The sequence below is a fragment of the Streptomyces sp. ISL-36 genome (genome assembly GCF_018614205.1).
In the GTDB taxonomy this organism is placed as follows: domain Bacteria; phylum Actinomycetota; class Actinomycetes; order Streptomycetales; family Streptomycetaceae; genus Streptomyces.
Genome location: NZ_JAGGOS010000067.1, coordinates 16,872 through 39,437, shown reverse-complemented (window position 1 = coordinate 39,437; position 22,566 = coordinate 16,872). Strand labels below are relative to the sequence as shown.

The window sequence follows — 22,566 nt, the reverse complement described above, 5'->3', positions numbered from 1 at the left end:
TCCTTACGAAACGCGGACGTCACTCCCCGCAGGCCCCTGCGCCCCTGCCTGCCCGGACCAGGTGATGCGAGGCTGGGGCCATGCGCATGGAACCCCCTTCGGCTCGCGTCCTGGTGGTCGACGACGATCCGACGGTCGCCGAGGTCGTCACCGGATATCTGAAACGCGCGGGACTGTGCGTGGAACACGCCCCGGACGGTCCCGCCGCCCTCACGAGCGCGACGCGGACCTGGCCGGACCTGGTGGTCCTGGACCTGATGCTGCCGGGTCTCGACGGTCTGGAGGTGTGCCGCCGGCTCCGCGCCATCGGCCCCGTACCGGTGGTCATGCTCACCGCGCGAGGCGACGAGGAGGACCGCATCGCGGGCCTCGAACTGGGTGCGGACGACTACGTCACCAAGCCGTTCAGCCCGCGCGAGCTCGTCCTGCGGGTGGAGTCCGTGCTGCGTCGCAGCCACGGCCGGAGCTCGGCGACGGCGAGCGCCACACCGGAGCCGCCGTTGTGCGGCGCCGGGCTCACTCTCGCCCCGGACAGCCACCGGGCCGCCAAGAACGGTACGGAACTCGCCCTCACACTCCGGGAGTTCGATCTCCTGGCACACTTCCTGCGCCACCCCGGCGTACCCCACAGCCGCGAGGCGCTGATGCGGGACGTGTGGGGCTGGGACTTCGGAGACCTCTCGACGGTCACGGTCCATGTCCGGCGGCTGCGCGCCAAGGTGGAGGACGACCCGGCCCGGCCGCAGCTGATCCAGACCGTGTGGGGCGTCGGGTACCGCTTCGATATTCCGTCCGGGAGCGGGGAGGAGCGGTGAAGGACCTGTTCCTCATCGCGGCCTTCGCCCTCGGCGGGGCCGCGTGCGCGGGGATACTCGGCGCTGTCGCCCTGCGCCTGGTGCGCCGGCGCTCGGTCGCGGTCTCCCTCACGGTCGTGGCGGCCGTCACCGTCACCGCCATGCTGGCGGGCACGCTCGCCGTCGCCCGGGCGATGTTCCTCTCCCCCCACGACCTCACCGTGGTCACCCTCGTCGTGGCCATGGCAGCGGTCGTCTCGCTGGCCACCTCCCTGCTGCTGGGCCGCTGGGTCGTCGCCCGCAGCCGTGAACTGGCCCTCGCCGCACGCCACTTCGGCGACGGCGGCAGCTTCGCGGCCCCGGCCGCCGCGGCCACCGCCGAACTGGCGGAGTTGGCCGGGGAACTGGCCGCCACCAGCGCCAAGCTGGCGGCCTCACGGGAGAGGGAGCGGGCCCTCGAGCGCTCGCGGCGCGAGCTGGTCGCCTGGATCTCCCACGATCTGCGTACTCCGCTGGCCGGGCTGCGGGCCATGTCGGAGGCGTTGGAGGACGGGCTGGCCGCCGACCCGTCCCGCTACCACCGACAGATCGGCATCGAGGTCGATCGGCTCAACTCCATGGTCGGCGACCTCTTCGAACTCTCCCGCATCCACGCGGGCGCTCTCGCTCTCTCCCCCGCGAGGATCTCGGTGTACGACTTGGTCGGCGACGCCCTCTCCGGGGCGCATCCGCTCGCCCACGAGCACGGGGTGCGGCTGGTCGGCGAGAAGGTCGACCGGGGGCCCGTGCAGGTGGACGGCAAGGAGATGACGAGGGTCCTGGCGAACCTTCTGGTCAACGCGATCCGCCACACGCCCGCCGACGGGACGGTCGCCGTCGCCGCCGAACGCCGCGCCGACGCGGTGGTGCTGTCCGTGACCGACGGCTGCGGCGGCATCCCCGACGAGGATCTGCCACGGGTCTTCGACACCGGCTGGCGGGGCAGCGACGCCCGGACCCCGCCCGCGGGTGCCGGCCTCGGCCTGGCGATCGTGCGCGGCATCGTCGAGGCCCACGCCGGGCGTACGGAGGTACGCAATGTGCCGGGCGGCTGCCGCTTCGAGGTGACGCTGCCCGTGCCGGTCGAGGCGCCGTGAGCCGCGCGCCGGGCCAGGTGCCCGGAACAGCCGTCCCCTGGCCCGGCCCCGGAACCCCGGCCCGGCGCGCTGATCAGGTCGTCTCCAGCCGGACCAGAGGGCGCGACACGACCCGGCCTTCGTCCGCACTCGACACCGAGGCGGTGAACGCCGTCCGGCGCGCGTGCGGGCTAGGCGCGCTGCGGGAGAGCGGCCGAGGCGCGTTGCTCCGCCCGCGCGAACTCGGCCATGCCCTCGGCGAAACCGACCCGGGTGCGCCATCCCCATTCGGACCGCAGCCGCGCCGAATCCGCCGTGATGTGCCGAACGTCGCCGAGCCGGTACTCGCCGGTGACCACGGGCCGGGGGCCGCCGTGGGCCGTGGCGAGCGCGCGTGCCATCTCCCCGATGGTGTGCGGTTCGCCGCTGCCGGTGTTGTAGGCGACGAACGACCCGCCCGGGCGGTCGCCGACGGCCTCCAGCACCACCGCGTTGGCCGCGGCCACGTCCCGTACATGCACGAAGTCACGGCGCTGCGCCCCGTCCTCGAAGACGCGTGGCGCCTCGCCCCGGGCCAGCGCCGACCGGAAGAAGGACGCAACTCCGGCGTAGGGGGTGTCCCGGGGCATGCCCGGCCCGTACACGTTGTGATAGCGCAGCGACACCGCCCGTCCGCCGGTGGACCGTGCCCAGGCGGCGGTCAGGTGCTCCTGGGCCAGCTTGGTGGACGCGTACACGTTGCGGGGATCGGCCGGGGCGTCCTCGCCCACCAGGCCGGGGACCAACGGCGCCCCGCAGACCGGGCAGTGCGGTTCGAAGCGCCCCGCCTCCAGGTCGGCGACCTCGCGCGGGCCGGGCCGCACGATCCCGTCCCGAGGGCAGGTGTAGCGCCCTTCGCCGTAGACCACCATCGACCCCGCGAGGACGCACCGGCGCACACCGGCCTCGGCCATCGCCGCCAGCAGCACCGCGGTGCCCAGGTCGTTGCAGCCGACGTAGGCGGGAGCGTCCGCGAAGTCCTTGCCGAGCCCCACCATCGCGGCCTGATGACAGACCGCGTCCACACCGCGCAGGGCGGCGCGTACCACGTCCGTGTCGCGGACGTCCCCGACGAGCAGTTCGGCATCCGGCATCAGCGGCGGCCGCCGCCCCGGATGCGCGCTCGGCAGCAGCGCGTCCAGGACGACGACGTCGTGCCCGCGCTCGGTCAGGGCCGTGACGATGTGCGCGCCGATGAAGCCCGCGCCTCCGGTGACGAGTACTCGCATGCCGAGGACGCTACGGACACCGTGCTGCGCCGCGTAGGCTCCGCGCCCGTACGTAAGACTTCCGTCACCGGTTGGGCGCATCTCGCTCCAGGGCCATTTAGACAATGGAAACCATTTTCATATACCGTTTGAGCCGCTCGCGCCCCATCCACCCAGGAGAGTCACCATGGCCGTTCCCAAGCGGAAGCTGTCCCGCTCCAACACCCGTCACCGCCGCGCCCAGTGGAAGGCCACCACGCCCCAGCTGACACCGGTCACGATCGACGGCGTCGTCCACCGCGTCCCGCAGCGCCTCGCCAAGGCGTACGAGCGCGGTCTGCTCCGGCCCGAGGGCTGAGGCGCGTGAGCGGCACGACCGACGGCCGGCTGCCGGTGACCGTGCTGTCCGGCTTCCTCGGCGCGGGCAAGACCACCCTGCTCAACCACGTCCTGAGCAACCGAGAGGGCCTGCGCGTCGCGGTCATCGTCAACGACATGAGCGAGATCAACATCGACGCCGCCCTCGTACGCGGCGGCGAGGCCGCCCTCTCGCGCACCGAGGAGCGGTTGGTCGAGATGACCAACGGGTGCATCTGCTGCACCCTGCGCGACGATCTCCTCGAAGAGGTCGACCGCCTCGCCCGCGAGGGCCGGTTCGACCACCTCCTCATCGAGTCCAGCGGCATCTCCGAGCCGATGCCCGTCGCCGCCACCTTCGCCTTGCCCCGGGACGACGGCGCCACCCTCGGCGATCTCGCCCGCCTGGACACCATGGTCGCCGTCGTCGACGCGGCGAACTTCCTGCCGGAGCTCAACGGCGGTGACGGGCTGGTCGAGCGGGGGCTCGATCAGTACGAGGACGACGAGCGGACCGTCAGCGAGCTGCTGATGGACCAGATCGAGTTCGCCGACGTCATCGTCCTGAACAAGGTCGACCTGGTCGGCGCGGCCGATGCCGACCGGCTCCGGGCCGCCCTCACCCGTCTCAACCCCGTCGCCAGGATCGTGTCCGCGACCCGCGGACGCGTCGCACTTCGCGAGGTCCTCGGCACCGGGCTGTTCGACCTGGAACGCGCCCAGCAGGCCCCGGGCTGGGTCATGGAGCTCAACGGTGACCACGTCCCGGAGACCGAGGAGTACGGCATCTCGTCCACCGTCTTCCGCTCCGAACTTCCCTTCCACCCCGACCGGGTTGTGGACCTTCGTCACCCAGGGCCTCGACAGCGGCACCTACGGACAGATCCTTCGCTCGAAGGGGTTCTTCTGGCTGGCCAGCCGTCCCCACGTCACCGGTCTGTGGTCGCAGGCAGGCGCCGTCGCCCGCTTCGAGCCCTCCGGGGCCCGCGACGCGGAGACGCCCCAGGGGCAGGAACTGGTCTTCATCGGTACCGGGCTGTGGACCGAAGCACTCCGGGCCGCCCTGACCGACTGCCTGATGGCCGACGGCGAGTCCCTGCCACCGGGCGACCCGTTTCCGGCATGGGAGACGTTCGGCATCGACGACGCCTGCGAGCACGAGCACGGGCTGGAGCACGACCACCCGGCGCCGGTGCTCCGGGCCTGAGGGCTCCGGGCCGGGCAGTGGTCGCAGCCACGGCACTGCCCGGCCCGGTACGCAGATCAGGACCGCCGTGACGTGGAGCTCGGGTCCGCCCCCGCGCAGCGGACCGGACCGGCCGTCGTTCGCCTGCATATGATCACGACGACGGCAGGTGACGGCAGACGACGACGGAGGCTCGACGACCCATGGCGGACCAGCGCGTGTACCTCGTGACCGGTGGCGGGACGGGCATCGGCGCCGCGACCGCCCGGCTGCTGCGTGCGGCGGGACACCAGGTGGTGATCTCCGGGCGCCGCCCCGAGCCGCTGAGGATCGTCGCGGAGGAGACGGGGGCCCTGGCCGTCCCGTCCGACATCGGCGATCCCGACGCCGTACGCGCACTCGTCGAGGCGGCCGTCGCCGCGCACGGCCGACTCGACGGACTCGTCCTCAACGCCGGGATCGGGCGGGGCGGGAGCGTGGGCGAGGTGCGGCTCGAGGACTGGGACGAGGTCATGCGGACCAACCTCACCGGGCCGTTCCATCTGTTGCGCGCCGCACTCCCCCATCTGCTCGACGCCCGCGGCGCGGTGGTCGCGGTCGCGTCGGTGTCCGCGCTGCGCAACGGCGTGGGGAGTGCCGCCTACGCCACCTCCAAGGCGGCGCTGCTCCAGCTCTGCCGCTCCCTCGCGGTCGACTACGGGGGCGCCGGGCTGCGCGCCAACACGGTGTGCCCGAGCTGGGTGCGTACCGACATGGCGGACCGCAGGATGAGCCGGTTCGCCGAGGAGGCCGGGCTCGGGGAGGACGGTGTCGAGGCGGCGTACGAGGAGGTCACCCGCGTCCTGCCCACCGGGCGTCCGGGTGAGCCTCGCGAGGTCGCCGAGGCCATCGCCTGGCTGCTCTCGCCCGCCTCCTCCTTCGTCAACGGAGCCGTACTCACCGCGGACGGCGGCGCGACCGCCCTCGACCCCGGCACGCTCGCCTTCGACTTCCGTATCGACCCGCGGTCGCCGCACGTCTGAGGGCCCTTCGCTCGCTGCGCATGAGGCCTGACGCCTTCACCGGGCGTCGTCACAGTGCGCCGCCGAGCCCCGGCGCGCCCCAGACGGGGAACCAGCGGGCGAGGTCGGGCTCGATGCGCAGGTCGTCGGCGAGGAGGGCCTTGATCTGGAGTTCGAGTGCGTTGTCGCGTTTCTCGGTGTCGCCGGGGAGCGGTGCGAAGGGGTAGAAGGTGCCGCGCTTGTAGAGGTAGATGAGCGCCAGGAGGCGCTCTCCCGCCGCCTCACGGAAGGCGACCAGGGAGCAGAGCAGCTGCGGGCCGAAGCCGGCGTCCTGAAGGAGGGTGTTGACGGCGTGCAGGTCGTTGACGAGGGAGGCGGTGTCGTCGGGGGGATGGCGGACGAGGAGCCAGGTGTAGCCGTACGCGTCCCTGCTGAACTCGACCGGTGTGCCTCCCCGCTCGGTGTCCGCGTCCAGCAGTTCCCGTACCTCCTCCCGGAGCGTGGCGAAGGTGCCGCCCTCGACGCCGGCGAAACACACCGAGCCGCTGCCCGTGGGGATGAACCCGCCTCCCGCCTGGAGGGTGATCGCGGCGGAGGGCAGCGCGAAGAGCTGGTCGAGGTCGGGGCGTACCGGCTTGCTGCGGCCGAGGATCGAGTCGAGGAGTCCCACCCTGAGCACCTCCGCTCCGGTCGGGGGCGGGTTACGGGCGGCCGAGCTGTGCCGAGATCCGGCCGAGCTGGTCGAGGCGCTGCTCGAGCGTCGGGTGGGAGGAGAGGAGCCGGCCCAGGCTCTCCTTGGAGGAGAAGGCGGGTGCGAACCAGAAGGCGTTGAACGGCTCGGCCTTCCGCAGGTCCCGGGTCGGGATCTTCGCCAAGTCGCCGGTCACCTTGGTGAGCGCGGCGGCGAGGGCGGAGGGGCGGCCGGTGAGCAGTGCGGCGGCACGGTCGGCGGACAGTTCGCGGTAGCGGGAGAGCAGCCGGGTGAGCAGGAAGCTGATGACGTACACGACGGCGCTGACCACCGGAATCAGGATCACGGCGATCGCGGCGTTGCTGTCGCGGCTGTTCCTGCCCAGTCCGCTGTAGAGGGCGACGCGGACCATGACTCCGGAGAGGACGCCGAGGAACGAGGCGATGGTCATCACCGCGACGTCGCGGTGGGCGACGTGCGACAGCTCGTGCGCGAGGACACCTTCCAGCTCCTCGGGCTCCAGGCGCCGAAGCAGGCCGGTGGTGGCGCAGACCAGGGCGGTCTTCTCGTTGCGGCCGGTGGCGAAGGCGTTCGGTACGTCGCTGTCGGCGATCGCCACCCGCGGCTTGGGCATGTCGGCGAGGGCGCAGATGCGATCGACAGCGCCGTGCAGCGCGGGCGCCTGCTCGGGGGTGACCTCACGGGCGCCCATACCCAGGGCCGCGATGCGGTCGCTGAACCAGAACTGCGCGACGAACAGACCGCCCGCGATCAGCAGGATGACGGGCCACGAGCCCTTGAGGAGGACCAGCAGGACGCCGACGAAGACGACGTAGAGCAACCCGATCAGGAACATCGTCGTCACCATGCGCGTGGTGAGTCCTCGATCCGGGACATAGCGCGAGCGTGACCGGTCACCGGGCATCCGACTCACCCTCCAGGCGGAGATCCACTGCGCGTACCTTCTCTGCCAGTGTGCACCCCCGGCGGTCAACAGGGCCGGAGCCCGTGAAGGCCACGGCCCGACCCGTCTCCCGACGTGCCCGGCTCGCACGGGAGCACCCTGGCGGAGGACCGGGCGAGGGCTCCTTCTTCACCTGCGGACGGAGACGGTCAGCGGCATGGTCCTGCTGCTCGCGGCCGTCGTGGCTTCACCCGAGCACAGCTCAACCCCGGCCTGGCCTGGGCCGACATGTTCGGACTCGCCACCCTCGCCGGGATCGGGTTCACCGTCGCCCTTCTGATCGGCGAAATCGCCTTCCCGGCCGAGGCGGAGGCGGAACACATCACATCGCCCGCCAGGCGGGCACTCCATCGGAGCTCTCGGTGGGCGGGCTCGCCCTGGGGCCTGCTCGCCCGTCTACTCCCCGGTGGTTCCGTCGATGCACTCGCGGAGCAGATCGGCGTGACCGTTGTGGCGCGAGTACTCCTCGATCATGTGCGTGATGACGTAGCGGAGTGAGAAGACCTCGTCCCGCCACTGCACCGTGACGTCGAGCGACTCGGCCGCGTCCACCGTGGCACGGGACCGCGCGCACTCCTCTTCCCAGATCCTGAACGCCTCCTCCGGATCGGCGGAGTCCACGTCGAACTCGGCGAAGTGGTCGGACGTCCGGCGGGGCCAGTGCGCGCGGGTTTCCTCACCGTTCACCACCATGCGGAACCAGCTCCGCTCGACCTCGGCCATGTGCCGGACCAGTCCGAGCAGAGACAGCGCCGAGGGTGGGACAGCTCGCTCCCTGAGCTGTTCGGCCGACAGCCCCGCGCACTTCCACGCCAGGGTCTCGCGCTGGTACTGGAGAAAGCCGGTCAACGAGGTTCGGTCGTCGGCCACCCGTGAAGGCTCGGTCCGCTTGTGATCATCCATCGGCTCATCATGCCAACCGGGTCTGGTGCGGACGAGCCGTTTTCGGCTGGGCGAGGCGGCGACGCCCAGGGCGTACGGGCTACGGTCCGGGCGAGTGGATGCCCGACAAGGGTGCCCGGGGGCGGGGGGCGTGGCTGTGGCTGTGACGGTGGCTGGGGTGCTGCCGCGCCGAGGGCCTGATCTGACAGAACCTCGTCATTGCGGACATGGGGGCGGAGCGAAAAGATCAGGGCATGCTTCCACCGCACAGAGTCGTCATCACGGCCTTCCCCGGCGTCGAGCTGCTGGACGTCACGGGTCCGGCCGAGGTGTTCTCGGTCGCCACGCGCGTCGGAGGCAGCCGCCGGCCCGATTACACCGTGCGGATCGCGACGGCCGACGGCGGCCCGGTGACCACGTCCAGTGGAGTCAGGCTGATCGCCGACCTCAAGCTGCACGAGGCCCGCGACCGGATGGACACCCTCCTGGTCTCGGGCGCGGTCGACGTGAGGAGCGACGGTGTGGAGCCGGTACTCGACGAAGAGGTCACCGCCTGGGTGCGTGACGCGGCGCCCGGGGCCGCTCGGGTCGGCTCGATCTGCGCGGGCGCGCACCTGCTGGCCGCCGCGGGCCTGCTGGACGGGCTGTCCGCCACGACGCACTGGCTCACGGCCCCGCGGCTGGCCGCCGCCCACCCGCGCGTCACTGTGGACCCGGACCCGATCTTCATCCGGGCCGGCCGCGTGTGGACCTGCGCCGGCATCACGTCGGGCTTGGACATGGCCCTCGCGATGGTCGCCGAGGACCACGGCCCGGAGCTCGCGCTGGCCACCGCCCGGATGATGGTCATGTACGTCAAACGGCCCGGTGGTCAGAGCCAGTTCAGCGTCCCGCTCGCGGTGCCCGGCGACGCCGGCGACACCGGCGACCGCATCGACGAACTGCGCATGTGGATCGGTGAACACCTCACCGGCGACCTCTCCGCCGAAGCCCTGGCCGCCCGCCTCCACCTGAGCGTGCGCCACTTCAACCGGCTGTTCCGCCGACGTACGCAGACCACTCCCGCCGCTTATGTGGAGGCCGCCCGCCTGGAGGCCGCCCGCCGACTCCTCCAGGAGAGCGACCGCCCTCTGGCCGAGGTCGCCGCGGCCAGCGGCCTCGGCTCGGTGGAGAGCCTGCACCGAGCCTTCCGACGGCGCCTGGGCACCACCCCCGCCGAATACCGCCGCCGCTTCCGCTGACCCCGGCGCCGGTCCCGACCAGCCACCGCCTTGCGCAGCGCCGCGGGGCGGAACACCGGCGTGCCCGTCGAAATCGGCGCGCCGCGAACCCGAGAGGAGACACCGTGTCCCCCACCAAGGTCATCCCCATCCCCGTCATGGGCCGTCACAACATCAACGCCTACCTGCTGCTGGGACGTCGTCCCGTCATCGTCGATGCGGGAACGCCCGGCAGCGGCCGCAAGATCTACGAGCAGGTCGCCGCCCACGGCGTGGATCCCACCGACGTGTCGCTGATCGTGATCACCCATGGCCACATCGACCACTTCGGCTCCGCGGCGGAACTGCATCGCCTGACCGGGGCGCCGGTGGCGGGCCACGTCGCGGACCTGGTTCCGTTCCGTACCGGTCGCGTCCGCGAACCGTACCTGCCCACCGGTCCCATGGGCCGCCTCATGGCCAGGAACAAGAACCTCCACATCAAGGTCGCCCCGCTGGAACCCGACGTACTCGTTCGCGGAGAGACGGATCTGGACGACTTCGGGATCGGGGCCCGCATCATGCCCACCCCGGGACACACGGCGGGTTCGGTCTCCGTCCTCACCGACGAGGGGGACTTGGTCGCCGGTGACCTGGTGGCCGGTTCCTTCATGGGTCTCATCCCGGGGAAGCCCGCCAACCCGCCCTTCCACGACGACCCGCTGGGCAACCTCGCCAGCCTGCAGGAGATGCTCGCTCTGCGTCCCACCCGGCTCCACGTCGGACACGGCTCGCCTCTGGAACCCGAGCGGGTCCGGAAGTGGGCTGCCCGGGAGCACCGCCGGCTGTCCCGCCGGGAAGCGGCCGGACGCCTCATCCGTCGCACCGATGACGTCGGAGTCTGACCGCTGGTCGTACGCGCTGCCGCGCCAGGGACTGGTCCCCGGGTCACTCCGGCGGCCCTGGTCGGCCGGGTGAGGGCTTGGCCGAGCTCCCCGCCCGTGAGGGGAGAGCTCGGCGCATGCCGGGCTCCGTCTACCAGATCGCCTCGACCCACTCGGGGTGGTCGATGAACGGGTTGCGGTTGCCCTGGTAGGTGCCGTAGATGACGTCGTTGCGGCGTTCCTCGAAGGCGCTCGGCGGGTCCTGCTCGTTCCACTGCTTCAGGATCGAGAGGCGGCCGTGGAAGGGGACGCTGCCGTTGGTGGTCGAATCGTTGGGCTCCAGGTCGGCCCAGGCGTCGTCGCCCTCGTAGCGGACGGCCATGTAGAGGATCATGCGGGCCACGTCTCCCTTGTCCGCGTTGCGCGGCTCGAAGGAGTTGGAGTCCGTGTAGCTGCCGGGCGCGCCGCTCACCGCGCTGCCGCCGTTGTCGAAGTCCTTGTTGCCGCGGATGCTGTTGACCTGGACGTCCGCGGGGCGCAGGTGGTGCAGGTCGGTGCCGGGGCCGGCCGAGGTGCCGAAGCTGCCGTGGGACTGGGCCCACACGTGCTCGCGGTTCCAGTCGCCCACGTCACCGCCGTTGAGGGCCTTGCTGCGTGAGGTGCCGCTGTACAGCAGGATGACGTTGCTGCTGTTGTTCGGGTCCTGGTCGGTGACCTTCAGCGCGTTCCAGACCGCGTCGTACGAGATCTTGTTCTGGCTGCTGATGATCGTGTGCAGCGAGGACTTCAGGCTCGTGCCGGTCTTGCCGATCGCGTTCTTGTAGTACGTGCTGTCGTACGCGGTGGTCGTGGCGCTCGCGGGAGTCGCGACGACGGTGGGGAGAGTGAGGCCGAGGAGGACGGCGGCGACGGCTGCCGTCAGCGCCTTCCATCTGCCTATCTGTGCAACGGACATGGGGGGATGCCCTTTCCTGGGAACGGCCGCGGCGGAACGCGACGTGCGGCTCAACGGCGCCGCGTTCTACGCGTGTTGACTTCTCGCAACCGGGAGCGTGGCACGGAGGAGGGGCTGGCCGTGTAACCGGGAGAAGGCTTTTCTGTGACGTTCTCGCATACGGAGCAACCACTGACCGTTCCCAGGTCAGGGGTTGCGCCGTCGCTGAAGACGGCCGGACGAACCGGGCTCGGGGAAGGGGTGGTTGAGCCGCGTGGCAGGCAGGAAGGTGTACGGCTGCGTCCAGCGGGGCCCGACCGCGTACGACGGAGGTCACCGTCGCCGCGACCGGCCCGGGCCCGTCCGCGTGCCGACCGGAATTCGTGGAACCGCCGGCCGCGGTCTTCGGCGAGGGCCGGAGCGCGCCCGGGGTGGTGGTCCTCGGGGTGGCACCGACCGGGGCGTGGCACTGGCCGGGGCGTGGCACTGGCCGGGGCCGCGTCACGCCCTTCTATCTCCAACCTGCGTTGTTCCTAGAATGGCCGAATGAAGGATATCGACGCGATCGCGGCGTTGCAGGATCCGGTGCGGCGCCGCCTGTACGAGTACGTGGCGGCACAGGGCCGCGAGGTCGGCCGCAACGAGGCCGCCGAGGCGGTCGGGGTGACGCGCACGCTTGCCGCGCACCATCTGGACAAGCTGGCCGATGCCGGGCTACTGGAGAGCGGGAGCCGTCGCCTGTCGGGCCGCTCGGGGCCGGGGGCGGGCCGCCCCGCCAAGGTGTACACGCGGACGCGGGACGAGCGGACGGTGTCGCTGCCCGCCCGCGACTACCGCACCGCCGCCGAGCTGCTGGCCGAGGCCGCCGAGCACGCCGGGCTGGACGCCGGGCTCTGCGCGGCCGCACGCCGCCGGGGCGAGGCCCTGCGCGGTTCCGCGGAGCCCTGCGCCGGCCTCGAAGAGGCCATGGAGACGCTGGCCGCCCGCGGCTACGAACCGCACCTGGAAGGCACCGAGGGGACGACCGGGGCGGCCGCCCCGGTCGTCCGTATGCGCAACTGCCCCTTCCACGCCGTCGCCGAACGGTTCCCGCCGCTCGTCTGCGGCATGAATCTCGCGCTGCTGGAGGGGCTGCTCGGCACGGACGGCCCCGTCCGCGCCCGCATGGACGCCCGACCAGGAGAGTGCTGCGTGGTGGTCGAACCTTCTAAAAACAATCAGGATTGACATAGAAAACCGGGCCGTGCTGGTATGTGACCATGACCGCATCCACGCATGCCGCCCACCTCGCCGAGCTCAACGTCGCCACACTCCGCCACCCCCTCGACGACCCACGCATGGCACCGTTCGTCGACATGCTCGACCCGGTCAACGCCGCCGCCGACGGCACGCCCGGCTTCGTGTGGCGGCTCGCGGAGGAGGGTGCGGCCGACGCCACCGGCCTGCGCCCGGCGGGCGAGAACGTCATCGTCAACCTGTCGGTGTGGGAGACCCAGGAGGCCCTGTGGGACTTCACCTACCGCAGCGGCCACTTGGAGGTGATGCGGCGGCGCCGCGAATGGTTCGAGCGGCACGTCGAGGCGTACATGGTGCTCTGGTGGGTCCCCGCCGGTCACCTCCCGACCGTCGGCGAAGCCCTGGAGCGGCTGGCGGACCTGCGGGCGAACGGGCCGTCCCCACGCGCGTTCACCTTCGCCTCCTCCTACACCGCCGCCGAAGCCGCCCAACACGTTCAGGCCGGACCGCCGGCGCAGCCTGAGCCGGCCGCCCGGAGCGTGCGGCCGGAGCCCACCGGGGACGCGGCGGCGGTGTAACGGAGCGGATGCTCAGTCCGGCAGGGCGGTGGCCCGGCAGCGGCGCTCCTTGGCATGACAGCCCGGCCTCGGCGACTCCGCGGCACTCCGCTCAAATGTCACGGACCCGCCGTGGGCCATCGGCGTGCCTGTCCTGTGGGTGGTCGCACCGGTCCACATAGGGCCACCGCACCAACGTCCCGTTCGCGCGCTCCACAAGGAGCCGCCTCCCGTGTGCGAGCACGCCGCGCGGCCGTAACCCGATCAGGCTTGCGGTCCTGTACGCGGCGCGGACGTCGCTGCGGGGTTGCTCAGAGGTCGAAGAGGCAGTCATCGGAACGGTAGGGCTCGCAGTCGAGGCAACGGAGGGTCCGGCAGCCGCCGAAGCTGACGAGCAGTTGGCCGCAGTGGCACGTGGGGTCACTCGGATCGGCGGACCGGCCGCCCTCGGCCGGTGGGCGGAGGATGACGCCGGCAGGCGGGACAGGCTGCCCGGATGCGGCAGACATGGGTCAACTCCCTCGGATGGTGGTCGGGCCGTATTGAACGCCGCGTAGGCAGCTCCAGCGGCCGAGGCGCGAGGTCGCGGGCGGAGGCGAGCCCCGTATGCCTGCGGGCGTACATGCGGGTGTACATGCGGATGCACCTGTGAAGGCGCGTGGAGAAGGGGCCCGCGCAATCCGCCCGACAGAGCCGGAGGGGCATAGGGACGGCGGGCCTGCTCCGTCGCGATGGCAATCGCCCGAACGACCGGATCGGCTTGCGTGGGACGCCCGGAGCAGGAAGAGAGCCAGGACTCGCCGGCCCTCGAGGAGGACCACCCTGGCCGATGAGGAGCGCCGGGGGTCGCCCGGCGGCATCTCGCGTACACCGACCGTAGAAGCGGCCCCACCCCCACACCATGGACAGATGCCAGACTCCCGGTGAACCGGGTTCATACACATGCTCAAGTCGCTGCGGCAGCCGAGGGGGCGGTCCAGCGCACTCAGACACGGACCGGACGCCGGAGCGGGCGGCTGTTTCCAATTCCGCATTCATGCCCTACCGTCTTGGCCCTGGGTCAGCCTGTGAGCCGGCTGACCCCAACCCCACTGGAATCAGTGCGGAATCCGTTGCACGCATGCCCCACAGGGCCAGACGGTGCGCCTCGCCCGCACCCGCGCCGTACAGCGGTCCCTGCGTCCAGGACACCCACCACCGTGCCGATCCACACCGGCCGGAGACGCAGCAGAACCGTGATCAGCCTGCCGTAGCTCTCGTATGGGCACCCTTCAATGCCCTGGCTTCGTCACTCCAGCTGCGCTGAGTCACGCCCCGAACTCCTTCGACAGCCGAGGAATCCATGAGCGCCCAACCGACGACCACCAAGGTGGCCGCACAGCCTGGCGACCCCGCGCAGGCCCCCTCCCCCGACGGCCTCAAGGCCGGGCTGAAGAACCGCCATCTGTCCATGATCGCCATCGGCGGTGTCATCGGTGCCGGTCTGTTCGTCGGCTCCAGCTCCGGCATCGCCGCCGCCGGACCCGCCATCCTCATCTCCTACGTCCTCGTCGGCGCGATGGTCGTCCTGGTCATGCGGATGCTCGGCGAGATGGCCGCCGCACGGCCGACCTCAGGCTCCTTCTCCACCTACGCCGACCAGGCCCTCGGCCGCTGGGCCGGCTTCACCATCGGCTGGCTGTACTGGTTCTTCTGGGTCGTCGTGCTCGCGGTGGAGGCCACCGCCGGTGCCGTCATCCTCAACGGGTGGATACCCGCGATCCCGCAGTGGGGCTGGGCACTCATCGTGATGGTGGTGCTCACCGCCACGAACCTCGTCTCGGTCGGCTCCTACGGAGAGTTCGAGTTCTGGTTCGCCGGGATCAAGGTCGTCGCCATCGGCGGTTTCGTGGCCATCGGCCTGCTCGCCGTCTTCGGTCTGCTGCCCGGCTCCGACAACCCCGGCACCGGATTCGCACACCTCACCGACGCGGGCGGCTTCATGCCCCAGGGCGCGGGCGCCATCCTCACCGGTGTCCTGATGGTCGTCTTCTCCTTCATGGGGAGCGAGATCGTCACCCTGGCCGCCGGCGAGTCGGAAGACCCGCAGCGCGCCGTCACCAAGGCCACCAACAGCGTCATCTGGCGTATCGGCGTCTTCTACCTGGGTTCGATCTTCGTCGTCGTCACACTGCTCCCGTGGAACGACAAGTCGATCGTCGAGGACGGTTCGTACGTCGCCGCCCTGAACTCCATCGGCATTCCGCACGCCGGCCAGGTCATGAACGTCATCGTCCTGACCGCCGTCCTGTCCTGTCTCAACTCCGGTCTCTACACCGCCTCCCGCATGGCCTTCTCCCTCGGCCGGCGCGGAGACGCCCCCAAAGCCTTCGCCCGCACCAACGCCCGCGGTGTGCCGCAGGCCGCGATCCTCGGTTCCGTCGTGTTCGGCTTCGTCGCCGTATGGTTCAACTACCAGTGGAAGGACACCGTCTTCGACTTCCTGCTCAACTCATCGGGCGCGGTGGCCCTCTTCGTATGGCTGATGATCTGCTTCACCCAGCTGCGGATGCGCGGCATCATCCTGCGCGAGCAGCCGGAGAAGCTGGTCGTCAGGATGTGGCTCTTTCCGTATCTGACCTGGGTCACGATCGCGATGATCTCGTTCGTCCTCGTCTACATGCTGACCGATGAGGCCGGACGCGAACAGGTCCTCATGTCGCTGCTGGCCGCCGGCCTCGTCCTGGCCATCGCCGTGTTCCGCGACCTGACCGGCGCCGGCCGCAAGGACGCGCACACCGACACCGCCACTCCGGGGGTCGAGGACTCGGTCACCCGACCGTAGGACAGAGGTACCGGCCCTGGGCCCGACACCAGTGAAGGACGTCGAGAGAGGTCTCGGCCCGCTGAGCGCACAGCTCAGCGGGCCGAATCGCGGCGGCTCACTGAGTGCGTGGTCGCTTGGGCGCGTGGGGACACACTGATCGCCGCGGTCTGTGATCGTCGGTGCAAACCGTCGATACTGCTGAAGACGACATGCCCGGCACCCGCAAACCGGTCGACTGTTCCATCCGCCCGACACACCGTCACGAACCTCAGCATGGGGATCGCCACCTACGCTCACCCAGCCTGACCAGGAAGACACTGGTCAAAGACACATCTACCAGCGTTGCCAGGAGTCACGTATGAGGATGCTGATCAACGTCCCCGAGACCGTGGTCGCCGACGCGCTGCGGGGCATGGCCGCCGCGCACCCCGAGCTGACCGTCGATGTCGAGCATCGTGTGGTCCTGCGGCGGGACGCTCCCGTCGCCGGGAAGGTCGCGCTGGTGTCCGGGGGCGGGTCCGGGCACGAGCCGTTGCACGGAGGGTTCGTCGGGCCCGGGATGCTGGCGGCGGCGTGCCCCGGGGAGGTGTTCACCTCGCCCGTGCCCGATCAGATGGTGCGGGCCGCCGCCGCGGTCGACTCCGGGGCGGGGGTGCTGTTCGTCGTCAAGAACTACACCGGCGACGTGCTCAACTTCGAGATGGCCGCCGAACTCGCCGAGGACGAGGGCATCCAGGTCGCCAAGGTGCTGGTGAACGACGACGTGGCGGTCACGGACAGTCTGTTCACGGCCGGGCGGCGCGGGACCGGGGCCACCTTGTTCGTGGAGAAGATCGCCGGGGCGGCGGCCGAGGAGGGCGCGCCGCTCGAGCGGGTCGAGGCGATCGCGCGGCGGGTGAACGAGCGGTCGCGGTCCTTCGGCGTGGCGCTGAGCGCCTGCACCACACCCGCCAAGGGCAGCCCCACCTTCGACCTGCCTGAGGGTGAACTCGAGCTGGGCATCGGTATCCACGGCGAGCCGGGGCGTGAGCGGCGGCCGATGATGACGTCGGGTGAGATCGCGGACTTCGCCGTCGATGCCGTACTGGAGGATCTGCAGCCGTCCGGACCGGTCCTCGCCCTGGTGAACGGGATGGGGGCCACACCACTGCTCGAACTGTACGGATTCAACGCCGAGGTGCAGCGGGTGCTCACCGAACGCGGGGTGCCGGTCGCCCGGACCCTGGTGGGGAACTACGTCACCTCGCTCGACATGGCGGGCTGCTCGGTCACGCTGTGCGAGGCCGACGAGGAGATGCTGCGCCTGTGGGACGCGCCCGTACAGACGCCCGCCCTGCGCTGGGGCCGGTAAGAAGGGAATCAGGGGAAATGACTGACATCACCGGGCTCGACGCCGCCTTCTTCCGCCGCTGGCTGACCGTCGCCGGGACGGCCGTCGATCGCGAGGCCGACCGCCTGACCGAGCTGGACTCGGCGATCGGCGACGCCGACCACGGCGCCAACCTCAAGCGGGGATTCGCCGCCGTGAGGGACGTACTGGACAAGGAACCGCCGGAGACCCCGGGAGCCGTACTCGTCGCCGCTGGACGACAGTTGATCTCCACCGTCGGCGGTGCTTCCGGACCGCTGTACGGGACGCTGCTGCGGCGGACCGGCAAGGCCCTCGGCGATTCCGCGACCGTCACCAGGGAGCAGCTGGCGGCGGCGCTGACCGCCGGGGTCGGCGCCGTCGCCCAGCTCGGCGGGGCGCAGGTCGGCGACAAGACCATGCTGGACGCGCTCGTTCCGGCGGCCGAGGCGCTGGGCGAGTCCTTCGAGGCGGCCCGGGAGGCAGCCGAGCGGGGCGCCCTCGGGACCGTACCGCTCCAGGCGCGCAAGGGCAGGGCGAGCTATCTGGGTGAGCGGTCGATCGGACACCAGGATCCGGGGGCCACCTCGTCGGCGCTGCTGGTCGCCGCCCTCGCGGAGGTGGCGGCCGGATGAGCGAGCAGGTGGGCATCGTTCTCGTCTCGCACAGTGCCGCCGTCGCGAGGGCCGTGGCCGAGCTCGCCCGGGGACTGACCGGCGCCGGCGCCACCGCGCCGATCGCGCCCGCGGGCGGCACCCCCGACGGAAGTCTCGGCACCAGTTCCGAGCTCATCGTCGAGGCGGCGAAAGCGGTCGACCGAGGCGCCGGTGTGGCGCTGCTGGTCGATCTGGGCAGCGCCGTACTGACCGTCAAAGCGCTCCTGGCCGAGGAGGACGAGCTGCCCGAGGGATCACGGCTCGTGGACGCCCCCTTCGTGGAGGGCGCCGTCGCCGCCCTCGTCACGGCCACGGCCGGCGGGGATCTGGACGCGGTGGTGGCGGCGGCCTCGGAGGCGTACACGTACCGGAAGGTGTGAGCGGAACAGACCACGAGGCGCTTGTCACAGGCCGTACCGGACTCCACCCGTGTTGTGATGTAGCTGGTCAACCCACTAATGTCGCAGGGCCTTGGTGTACGGGAAACCGGTGCGGTACCGGTGCGGCCCTCGCCACTGTGATCGGGAAGTCCGGCTCCATCCCCCCGGGGAAGCCACTGCACCGCCGCGGGAGACCGTTGTGGTGTGGGAAGGCGGAGTCGCGGCGGCATGACCCGTCAGCCAGGAGACCGGCCAAGGTGCGTTGTCCATCCACGAGGTGCTGGAGAGGGTCTCCCAACCATGCATATAGCCGAGGGGTATCTGCCCCCTGTGCACGCGGCCGCCTGGGGCGTCGCGTCCGCTCCGTTCGTCGTCCACGGCGTCCGCGCCCTGACCCGTGAGGTCAGGTCCAACCCCGAGTCGACCCTGCTGCTGGGCGCGTCCGGTGCGTTCACGTTCGTCCTGTCCGCGCTCAAGATCCCCTCGGTGACGGGAAGTTGTTCCCACCCCACCGGCACGGGTCTGGGCGCGATCCTGTTCCGGCCTCCCGTGATGGCGGTCCTGGGCACGATCACGCTGCTCTTCCAGGCGCTGCTGCTCGCCCACGGCGGGCTGACCACGCTCGGCGCCAACGTCTTCTCGATGGCGATCGTCGGACCGTGGGCGGGCTTCGGAACGTACTGGCTGCTGCGCCGCTTCGGCGTCCCGCTCATGGTGAGCGTGTTCTTCGGCGCGTTCGTCGCCGATCTGTCCACGTACTGCGTCACCAGCGTCCAGCTCGCGCTCGCTTTCCCGGACCCGGGCAGCGGCGTCCTGGGGGCGCTGGCCAAGTTCGGCGGGATCTTCGCCGTCACGCAACTGCCGCTCGCCGTCAGCGAGGGCCTGCTGACGGTGCTCGTCATGCGCCTGCTCACGCAGTCCAGCAAGGGAGAGCTGACCCGGCTCGGGATTCTGCTCCCCGGCGCCCGGAAGGCCGAGCAGGCGGAGGCGAGCGCCCGATGAGCCGGAACGCGAAGATCAACGCTCTGCTGCTGCTCGTCGTCGCGGCGCTGGCGGTGGTGCCTCTGCTGCTGGGGCTGGGTGACCACAAGGAAGAGCCGTTCACCGGCGCCGACGCCGAGGCGGAGACGGCCATCACGGAGATCGACCCCGACTACAAGCCGTGGTTCAGCCCGTTGTACGAGCCGCCGTCCGGCGAGATCGAGTCGGCGCTGTTCTCCCTGCAGGCGGCGCTGGGGGCCGGGGTGCTGGCGTACTACTTCGGGCTGCGGCGCGGACGCCGGCAGGGCGAGGAGCGCGCGGCGGCCGCGGCGGCCAGAACGGCCGACGCGCCTGCGATGGCGGGCGCGCCGAACGTGGCCGACGCGACCACGGTGGCCGGCGCGACCACGGCGGCGGCCGGGGCGCCCACGGTGAAGGCGACGCCTGTCGCCTCGGATGGCGAGTAACCGCCGATGCTGCCGATCGACGCGGCGGCGCACAGCAGTCGCTGGCGCCGCCGTCACCCGTGCGAGAAAGCCGTTCTCGGCTTCGGTCTGACCCTGTCGGCGGTCTGCCTGCCGCCGTGGCCGGGTGCCGTGCTCGTCGCCGCGGCCACCCTCGCGGTACTGCTCGGTCCGGCCGGGGTGCCGGGGCGGCAGCTGTGGCGTGCGTTCCGCATCCCGCTGGGGTTCTGCGTGACGGGCGCCGTACCGCTGCTGTTCGAGGTGGGCGGGGCCCGCGGACTGGTCGCGCTCGCCCCGGACGGGCCGGTGCACGCGGGCGAGTTGCTGCTGCGGACGTCGGCCGCCTCGCTGGGCGTGCTGCTGTTCGCCTTCACCACGCCCGTCTCGGACGTGCTGCCTCGTCTGGTACGGGCGGGGGTGCCGGCGCCGGTCGTGGACGTCGCCCTGGTCATGTACCGGATCAGTTTCCTTCTTCTGGACGCGATGTCCAAGATCCGGCAGGCGCAGGCGGCCCGGCTCGGGCTCACCTCCCGGGCGGCGACCTGGCGCTCGCTCGCCGGTCTCGGCGCGACGGCTTTCGTGCGCGCCTTCGACCGTGCGCAGCGCCTGCAGACGGGGCTCGCCGGGCGGGGTTACGACGGGACGCTGCGGGTCCTGGTGCCCGAGGCCGCGGTCTCGGGCCGGTTCCTCGCCGCGACGGCCGGCCTCCTCACCGGTCTCGTCGCCCTCACCCTCGTACTGGAAAGGTCCCTGCCGTGAGTATCGCGTCGCCTGTCGTGGAGCTGGTGAAGGCCGGATTCGCCTACGAGGACGGGCCCGCCGTCCTGGACGGGATCGATTTCGCCGTGCCGGAGGGGCGGGCACTGGCCCTGCTCGGCCGCAACGGCAGCGGCAAGACGACGCTGCTGCGGCTGCTCAGCGGGGGCCTGCGCTGCGGCAGCGGCGCGCTCCGTCTGGACGGCGAGGAGGTGTCGTACGACCGCAAGGGGCTCACCCGGCTGCGGACGACCGTACAGCTGGTCGTCCAGGACCCGGACGACCAGCTGTTCGCGGCCTCGGTCGGCCAGGACGTGTCGTTCGGCCCGATGAACCTGGGGCTCCCGGAGGAGGAGGTACGGCTCCGGGTGCGCGACGCCCTGGAGGCGCTGGACATCGTGGCCCTGGAGGACCGGCCGACCCATCTGCTCTCGTACGGGCAGCGGAAGCGGGCCGCGATCGCCGGCGCCGTGGCGATGCGGCCGCGGGTGCTCATCATGGACGAGCCGACGGCGGGGCTCGATCCGCACGGGCAGGAGCGGCTGCTCGATGCGCTCGGGCGGCTTCGGGAGTCCGGCACGACGGTGGTGATGGCGACCCATGACGTCGATCTGGCGCTGCGCTGGGCGGACGAGGCCGCCGTGCTCTCGCCTGCGGGCCTGCGGACGGGGCCGATCGCGGAACTCCTCGCCGACGACGCCCTCCTCGACGCGGCACGGCTGCGCCGGCCGTGGGGCATGGCGGTGACCCGCCTGCTGCGCACGCACGGCCTGCTCGCGCCGGACGCCGAGGGCCCGCGCACGGCGGAGGAACTCGACGCGTGGGTGGGGGTGCCGGGGAACGCCTAGGGTGTCCGGCCGATCATGTCGCTGGGGGTGATCCGCCGCAGCAGCGCGGCGGCCTTGCGCAGGCGCTTGTTGTAGCCGGGCTGCTGGGGCAGGTACGCGAAGAGGTGCCGCAGGTGAACGCGGGCGTGACGGAGCCACCTGGCCTCGGAGGTGAAGCCGAGCATGGCCTGCACCATTGCCGGCGTGACGAGTTCCGCGTCGGTGAGCTGCGGGGCGATCCCCACGGCCGGACGCCACGGCGCCAGATGCGGAGACGCCTTCAGCAGGTCGTCGGTCTTCACATAGAGTGCCGTCGCGAGGGTTGTCCAGGTTGTTCGTCACAAAACGATCTTGGGCGCCCTCGTTTTCGTCTCCTCGGCACCCCTTGACTTTGATCGTCCGGTGAGTCGTGTCCAGTCACCGGTTCCCAGAAAGGATCGCGGCATGTCCAGCGACCGTCTCATGCGCATCAACAGCGCCGAGTTCCAGGCCATGGCCGAGAGGGTCCTGCGGGTCACCGAGCTCACCTCCCGCCTGAACGTCCTGCCTTTCGAAGACGAAGCGGGCAAGGCGGAACTGTTCGAACAGATCCTTGGCAGGCCACTGCCGCCGAGAGTCACGATCTATCCGCCCTTCTACACGGACCATGGCCTGAACCTCGCCCTCGCCGAGCGCGTCTTCATCAACCAGAACTGCACGTTCCTGGACTATGCCGGCATCCGGCTCGGCGAGCGCGTGATGATCGGACCGAAGGTCACGTTCATCACCAGCGGCCACCCGGTCGATCCCGAGGAGCGGCGGCTGTACCTCACCGGCGCACCCATCGACGTGGCGGAGAATGTGTGGATCGGTGCCGGTGCCACGATCCTGCCCGGCGTCAGCATCGGCCGTGACGCCGTGGTTGCCGCCGGCGCGGTCGTGGCCGATGACGTTCCGCCGGCCAGCTTGGTGAACGGCAGTAAGGCAACCGTGCACCGAAAGTGGTGACGGACTCTTCGGGCCACGCCGAGCCCGACTGCGGGCCGCTGGTACGTCTTTGGGATCAGGGCCGTGGACAGGGGGTGTCGGCCGCCCGGAAGGAAGCATCCGTGGTCGTGTACGGGGCCCGGTCCAGGGTGCTGTCCGCGGTCCGCACACCGTTGTTGATCGTCAGCCAGGTACGGAGTTCCGCCGGGAACGGGACGCTTCCCGCGTGCTCTGCTGCCGCGATGTCCTCAGCGGCGGCGGCAGGCCGTAGCGCTGCGGCGCTCACCGGGGCGTTGTCCTGCAGCCGGCGCACCATGCGGGCCCAAGCGTGAGGG

Annotated in this window: 23 protein-coding genes, 3 pseudogenes and 1 riboswitch; of the genes and pseudogenes, 19 read left to right on the top strand and 7 right to left on the bottom strand. The window is 71.2% G+C overall.

Going from position 1 to position 22,566, the window contains the following annotated elements; genetic code table 11:
- The first annotated feature begins 80 nt into the window (after positions 1 to 80).
- Positions 81 to 815, top strand: coding sequence for a response regulator transcription factor (locus J7E93_RS18130; protein WP_215070667.1), 735 nt, complete (start codon positions 81 to 83; stop codon positions 813 to 815).
- Positions 812 to 1,930, top strand: coding sequence for a sensor histidine kinase KdpD (locus tag J7E93_RS18125; RefSeq protein WP_215070665.1), 1,119 nt, complete (start codon positions 812 to 814; stop codon positions 1,928 to 1,930). The genes J7E93_RS18130 and J7E93_RS18125 overlap by 4 nt, the downstream gene beginning before the upstream one ends.
- A 170-nt stretch (positions 1,931 to 2,100) precedes the next feature.
- Here J7E93_RS18125 and J7E93_RS18120 read toward each other — a convergent pair whose 3' ends face one another.
- On the bottom strand, positions 2,101 to 3,177 hold the full coding sequence (locus tag J7E93_RS18120; protein WP_215070663.1) for an NAD-dependent epimerase/dehydratase family protein: 1,077 nt from the start codon (positions 3,175 to 3,177) through the stop codon (positions 2,101 to 2,103).
- Positions 3,178 to 3,343: 166 nt separating this feature from the next.
- On the opposite strand from J7E93_RS18120, the gene rpmF reads away from it, so the two are divergent.
- The 3 genes and pseudogenes from rpmF (at position 3,344) to J7E93_RS18105 (ending at position 5,721) form a co-directional block, all read left to right on the top strand.
- Entirely contained in the window at positions 3,344 to 3,514 is a 171-nt protein-coding gene (gene rpmF / locus J7E93_RS18115) for a 50S ribosomal protein L32 (protein ID WP_215070662.1), read from the top strand.
- 5 nt (positions 3,515 to 3,519) lie between these two features.
- Positions 3,520 to 4,720 (top strand): annotated as a pseudogene (locus J7E93_RS18110) (GTP-binding protein).
- A 182-nt stretch (positions 4,721 to 4,902) separates the two neighbouring features.
- Positions 4,903 to 5,721: an SDR family NAD(P)-dependent oxidoreductase gene (locus J7E93_RS18105; protein WP_215070660.1), complete on the top strand. Its 819-nt coding sequence runs from the start codon at positions 4,903 to 4,905 to the stop codon at positions 5,719 to 5,721.
- A gap of 49 nt (positions 5,722 to 5,770) precedes the next feature.
- Here the strand turns inward: J7E93_RS18105 and J7E93_RS18100 are convergent, their stop codons facing one another.
- Both J7E93_RS18100 and htpX read right to left on the bottom strand, forming a co-directional pair.
- Complete coding sequence (locus tag J7E93_RS18100; protein WP_215070659.1) at positions 5,771 to 6,370, bottom strand: hypothetical protein; 600 nt, start codon at positions 6,368 to 6,370, stop codon at positions 5,771 to 5,773.
- 31 nt (positions 6,371 to 6,401) lie between these two features.
- Positions 6,402 to 7,316, bottom strand: a complete 915-nt coding sequence (gene htpX / locus J7E93_RS18095; RefSeq protein ID WP_215070657.1) for a zinc metalloprotease HtpX — start codon at positions 7,314 to 7,316, stop codon at positions 6,402 to 6,404.
- A gap of 225 nt (positions 7,317 to 7,541) precedes the next feature.
- Between htpX and J7E93_RS37180 the strand changes: the two are divergent.
- Positions 7,542 to 7,679 (top strand): annotated as a pseudogene (locus J7E93_RS37180) (Na+/H+ antiporter NhaA); the annotation flags it as partial.
- Positions 7,680 to 7,751: 72 nt separating this feature from the next.
- On the opposite strand, the gene J7E93_RS18085 reads toward J7E93_RS37180, so the two are convergent.
- On the bottom strand, positions 7,752 to 8,258 hold the full coding sequence (locus tag J7E93_RS18085) for a DinB family protein (protein ID WP_215070655.1): 507 nt from the start codon (positions 8,256 to 8,258) through the stop codon (positions 7,752 to 7,754).
- A 233-nt stretch (positions 8,259 to 8,491) separates the two neighbouring features.
- Here J7E93_RS18085 and J7E93_RS18080 point away from each other — a divergent pair, with 233 nt between their 5' ends.
- Positions 8,492 to 9,478 (top strand): GlxA family transcriptional regulator, encoded by a 987-nt coding sequence (locus J7E93_RS18080; RefSeq protein ID WP_215070653.1) that lies wholly within the window; start codon positions 8,492 to 8,494, stop codon positions 9,476 to 9,478.
- Positions 9,479 to 9,582: 104 nt separating this feature from the next.
- Positions 9,583 to 10,341 (top strand): MBL fold metallo-hydrolase, encoded by a 759-nt coding sequence (locus J7E93_RS18075; protein ID WP_215070652.1) that lies wholly within the window; start codon positions 9,583 to 9,585, stop codon positions 10,339 to 10,341.
- Positions 10,342 to 10,471: 130 nt separating this feature from the next.
- On the opposite strand, the gene J7E93_RS18070 is transcribed toward J7E93_RS18075, so the two are convergent.
- On the bottom strand, positions 10,472 to 11,275 hold the full coding sequence (locus tag J7E93_RS18070; protein ID WP_215070650.1) for an endonuclease I family protein: 804 nt from the start codon (positions 11,273 to 11,275) through the stop codon (positions 10,472 to 10,474).
- A 525-nt stretch (positions 11,276 to 11,800) separates the two neighbouring features.
- On the opposite strand from J7E93_RS18070, the gene J7E93_RS18065 reads away from it, so the two are divergent.
- The 10 genes from J7E93_RS18065 to J7E93_RS18020 all read left to right on the top strand — a co-directional run bounded on the left by J7E93_RS18065 (position 11,801) and on the right by J7E93_RS18020 (position 21,286).
- The gene (locus J7E93_RS18065) at positions 11,801 to 12,481 is read left to right on the top strand and encodes a metalloregulator ArsR/SmtB family transcription factor (RefSeq protein WP_215070648.1); all 681 of its coding nucleotides are present in this window, start codon (positions 11,801 to 11,803) and stop codon (positions 12,479 to 12,481) included.
- A gap of 32 nt (positions 12,482 to 12,513) precedes the next feature.
- Positions 12,514 to 13,068 carry a DUF3291 domain-containing protein gene (locus J7E93_RS18060; RefSeq protein WP_215070646.1) on the top strand — a complete coding sequence of 185 codons (555 nt, stop codon included), beginning with the start codon at positions 12,514 to 12,516 and terminating at the stop codon, positions 13,066 to 13,068.
- A gap of 1,321 nt (positions 13,069 to 14,389) precedes the next feature.
- On the top strand, positions 14,390 to 15,871 hold the full coding sequence (locus J7E93_RS18055; RefSeq protein ID WP_215070645.1) for an amino acid permease: 1,482 nt from the start codon (positions 14,390 to 14,392) through the stop codon (positions 15,869 to 15,871).
- 340 nt (positions 15,872 to 16,211) lie between these two features.
- On the top strand, positions 16,212 to 17,204 hold the full coding sequence (gene dhaK / locus J7E93_RS18050) for a dihydroxyacetone kinase subunit DhaK (protein ID WP_215070643.1): 993 nt from the start codon (positions 16,212 to 16,214) through the stop codon (positions 17,202 to 17,204).
- A 17-nt stretch (positions 17,205 to 17,221) separates the two neighbouring features.
- Positions 17,222 to 17,836 carry a dihydroxyacetone kinase subunit DhaL gene (gene dhaL / locus J7E93_RS18045; RefSeq protein ID WP_215070641.1) on the top strand — a complete coding sequence of 205 codons (615 nt, stop codon included), beginning with the start codon at positions 17,222 to 17,224 and terminating at the stop codon, positions 17,834 to 17,836.
- Entirely contained in the window at positions 17,833 to 18,237 is a 405-nt protein-coding gene (gene dhaM, locus J7E93_RS18040) for a dihydroxyacetone kinase phosphoryl donor subunit DhaM (RefSeq protein WP_215070639.1), read from the top strand. Before dhaL ends, dhaM begins: the two co-directional genes overlap by 4 nt.
- A gap of 75 nt (positions 18,238 to 18,312) precedes the next feature.
- Positions 18,313 to 18,509, top strand: a riboswitch (cobalamin riboswitch).
- Positions 18,510 to 18,537: 28 nt separating this feature from the next.
- Positions 18,538 to 19,239 (top strand): energy-coupling factor ABC transporter permease, encoded by a 702-nt coding sequence (locus J7E93_RS18035; RefSeq protein WP_215070637.1) that lies wholly within the window; start codon positions 18,538 to 18,540, stop codon positions 19,237 to 19,239.
- Positions 19,236 to 19,685 carry an energy-coupling factor ABC transporter substrate-binding protein gene (locus tag J7E93_RS18030; RefSeq protein ID WP_251066706.1) on the top strand — a complete coding sequence of 150 codons (450 nt, stop codon included), beginning with the start codon at positions 19,236 to 19,238 and terminating at the stop codon, positions 19,683 to 19,685. The genes J7E93_RS18035 and J7E93_RS18030 overlap by 4 nt, the downstream gene beginning before the upstream one ends.
- 6 nt (positions 19,686 to 19,691) lie before the next feature.
- Entirely contained in the window at positions 19,692 to 20,441 is a 750-nt protein-coding gene (cbiQ, locus tag J7E93_RS18025; protein ID WP_215070635.1) for a cobalt ECF transporter T component CbiQ, read from the top strand.
- A 2-nt stretch (positions 20,442 to 20,443) separates the two neighbouring features.
- Positions 20,444 to 21,286: an ATP-binding cassette domain-containing protein gene (locus J7E93_RS18020; RefSeq protein ID WP_215070707.1), complete on the top strand. Its 843-nt coding sequence runs from the start codon at positions 20,444 to 20,446 to the stop codon at positions 21,284 to 21,286.
- Between the two features lie 29 nt (positions 21,287 to 21,315).
- On the opposite strand, the pseudogene J7E93_RS18015 reads toward J7E93_RS18020, so the two are convergent.
- A pseudogene (locus J7E93_RS18015) lies at positions 21,316 to 21,607 on the bottom strand (IS982 family transposase); the annotation flags it as partial.
- Between the two features lie 102 nt (positions 21,608 to 21,709).
- Here J7E93_RS18015 and J7E93_RS18010 point away from each other — a divergent pair.
- On the top strand, positions 21,710 to 22,252 hold the full coding sequence (locus tag J7E93_RS18010; protein ID WP_215070633.1) for a DapH/DapD/GlmU-related protein: 543 nt from the start codon (positions 21,710 to 21,712) through the stop codon (positions 22,250 to 22,252).
- A 55-nt stretch (positions 22,253 to 22,307) separates the two neighbouring features.
- Here J7E93_RS18010 and J7E93_RS18005 read toward each other — a convergent pair whose 3' ends face one another.
- On the bottom strand, positions 22,308 to 22,547 hold the full coding sequence (locus J7E93_RS18005) for a hypothetical protein (protein ID WP_215070631.1): 240 nt from the start codon (positions 22,545 to 22,547) through the stop codon (positions 22,308 to 22,310).
- Positions 22,548 to 22,566 lie beyond the last annotated feature (19 nt).

What these genes read in the sequence shown, in the direction of transcription:
- rpmF (WP_215070662.1), top strand. Translation starts at nt 3,344, where the DNA reads ATGGCCGTTCCCAAGCGGAAGCTGTCCCGCTCCAACACCCGTCACCGC.
- cbiQ (WP_215070635.1), top strand. Translation starts at nt 19,692, where the DNA reads ATGCTGCCGATCGACGCGGCGGCGCACAGCAGTCGCTGGCGCCGCCGT.
- dhaL (WP_215070641.1), top strand. Translation starts at nt 17,222, where the DNA reads ATGACTGACATCACCGGGCTCGACGCCGCCTTCTTCCGCCGCTGGCTG.
- dhaK (WP_215070643.1), top strand. Translation starts at nt 16,212, where the DNA reads ATGAGGATGCTGATCAACGTCCCCGAGACCGTGGTCGCCGACGCGCTG.
- J7E93_RS18010 (WP_215070633.1), top strand. Translation starts at nt 21,710, where the DNA reads ATGTCCAGCGACCGTCTCATGCGCATCAACAGCGCCGAGTTCCAGGCC.
- J7E93_RS18055 (WP_215070645.1), top strand. Translation starts at nt 14,390, where the DNA reads ATGAGCGCCCAACCGACGACCACCAAGGTGGCCGCACAGCCTGGCGAC.
- htpX (WP_215070657.1), bottom strand. Translation starts at nt 7,316, where the DNA reads ATGCCCGGTGACCGGTCACGCTCGCGCTATGTCCCGGATCGAGGACTC.
- J7E93_RS18130 (WP_215070667.1), top strand. Translation starts at nt 81, where the DNA reads ATGCGCATGGAACCCCCTTCGGCTCGCGTCCTGGTGGTCGACGACGAT.
- dhaM (WP_215070639.1), top strand. Translation starts at nt 17,833, where the DNA reads ATGAGCGAGCAGGTGGGCATCGTTCTCGTCTCGCACAGTGCCGCCGTC.
- J7E93_RS18035 (WP_215070637.1), top strand. Translation starts at nt 18,538, where the DNA reads ATGCATATAGCCGAGGGGTATCTGCCCCCTGTGCACGCGGCCGCCTGG.
- J7E93_RS18085 (WP_215070655.1), bottom strand. Translation starts at nt 8,258, where the DNA reads ATGGATGATCACAAGCGGACCGAGCCTTCACGGGTGGCCGACGACCGA.
- J7E93_RS18080 (WP_215070653.1), top strand. Translation starts at nt 8,492, where the DNA reads ATGCTTCCACCGCACAGAGTCGTCATCACGGCCTTCCCCGGCGTCGAG.
- J7E93_RS18030 (WP_251066706.1), top strand. Translation starts at nt 19,236, where the DNA reads ATGAGCCGGAACGCGAAGATCAACGCTCTGCTGCTGCTCGTCGTCGCG.
- J7E93_RS18005 (WP_215070631.1), bottom strand. Translation starts at nt 22,547, where the DNA reads ATGGTGCGCCGGCTGCAGGACAACGCCCCGGTGAGCGCCGCAGCGCTA.
- J7E93_RS18120 (WP_215070663.1), bottom strand. Translation starts at nt 3,177, where the DNA reads ATGCGAGTACTCGTCACCGGAGGCGCGGGCTTCATCGGCGCGCACATC.
- J7E93_RS18065 (WP_215070648.1), top strand. Translation starts at nt 11,801, where the DNA reads ATGAAGGATATCGACGCGATCGCGGCGTTGCAGGATCCGGTGCGGCGC.
- J7E93_RS18060 (WP_215070646.1), top strand. Translation starts at nt 12,514, where the DNA reads ATGACCGCATCCACGCATGCCGCCCACCTCGCCGAGCTCAACGTCGCC.
- J7E93_RS18070 (WP_215070650.1), bottom strand. Translation starts at nt 11,275, where the DNA reads ATGTCCGTTGCACAGATAGGCAGATGGAAGGCGCTGACGGCAGCCGTC.
- J7E93_RS18105 (WP_215070660.1), top strand. Translation starts at nt 4,903, where the DNA reads ATGGCGGACCAGCGCGTGTACCTCGTGACCGGTGGCGGGACGGGCATC.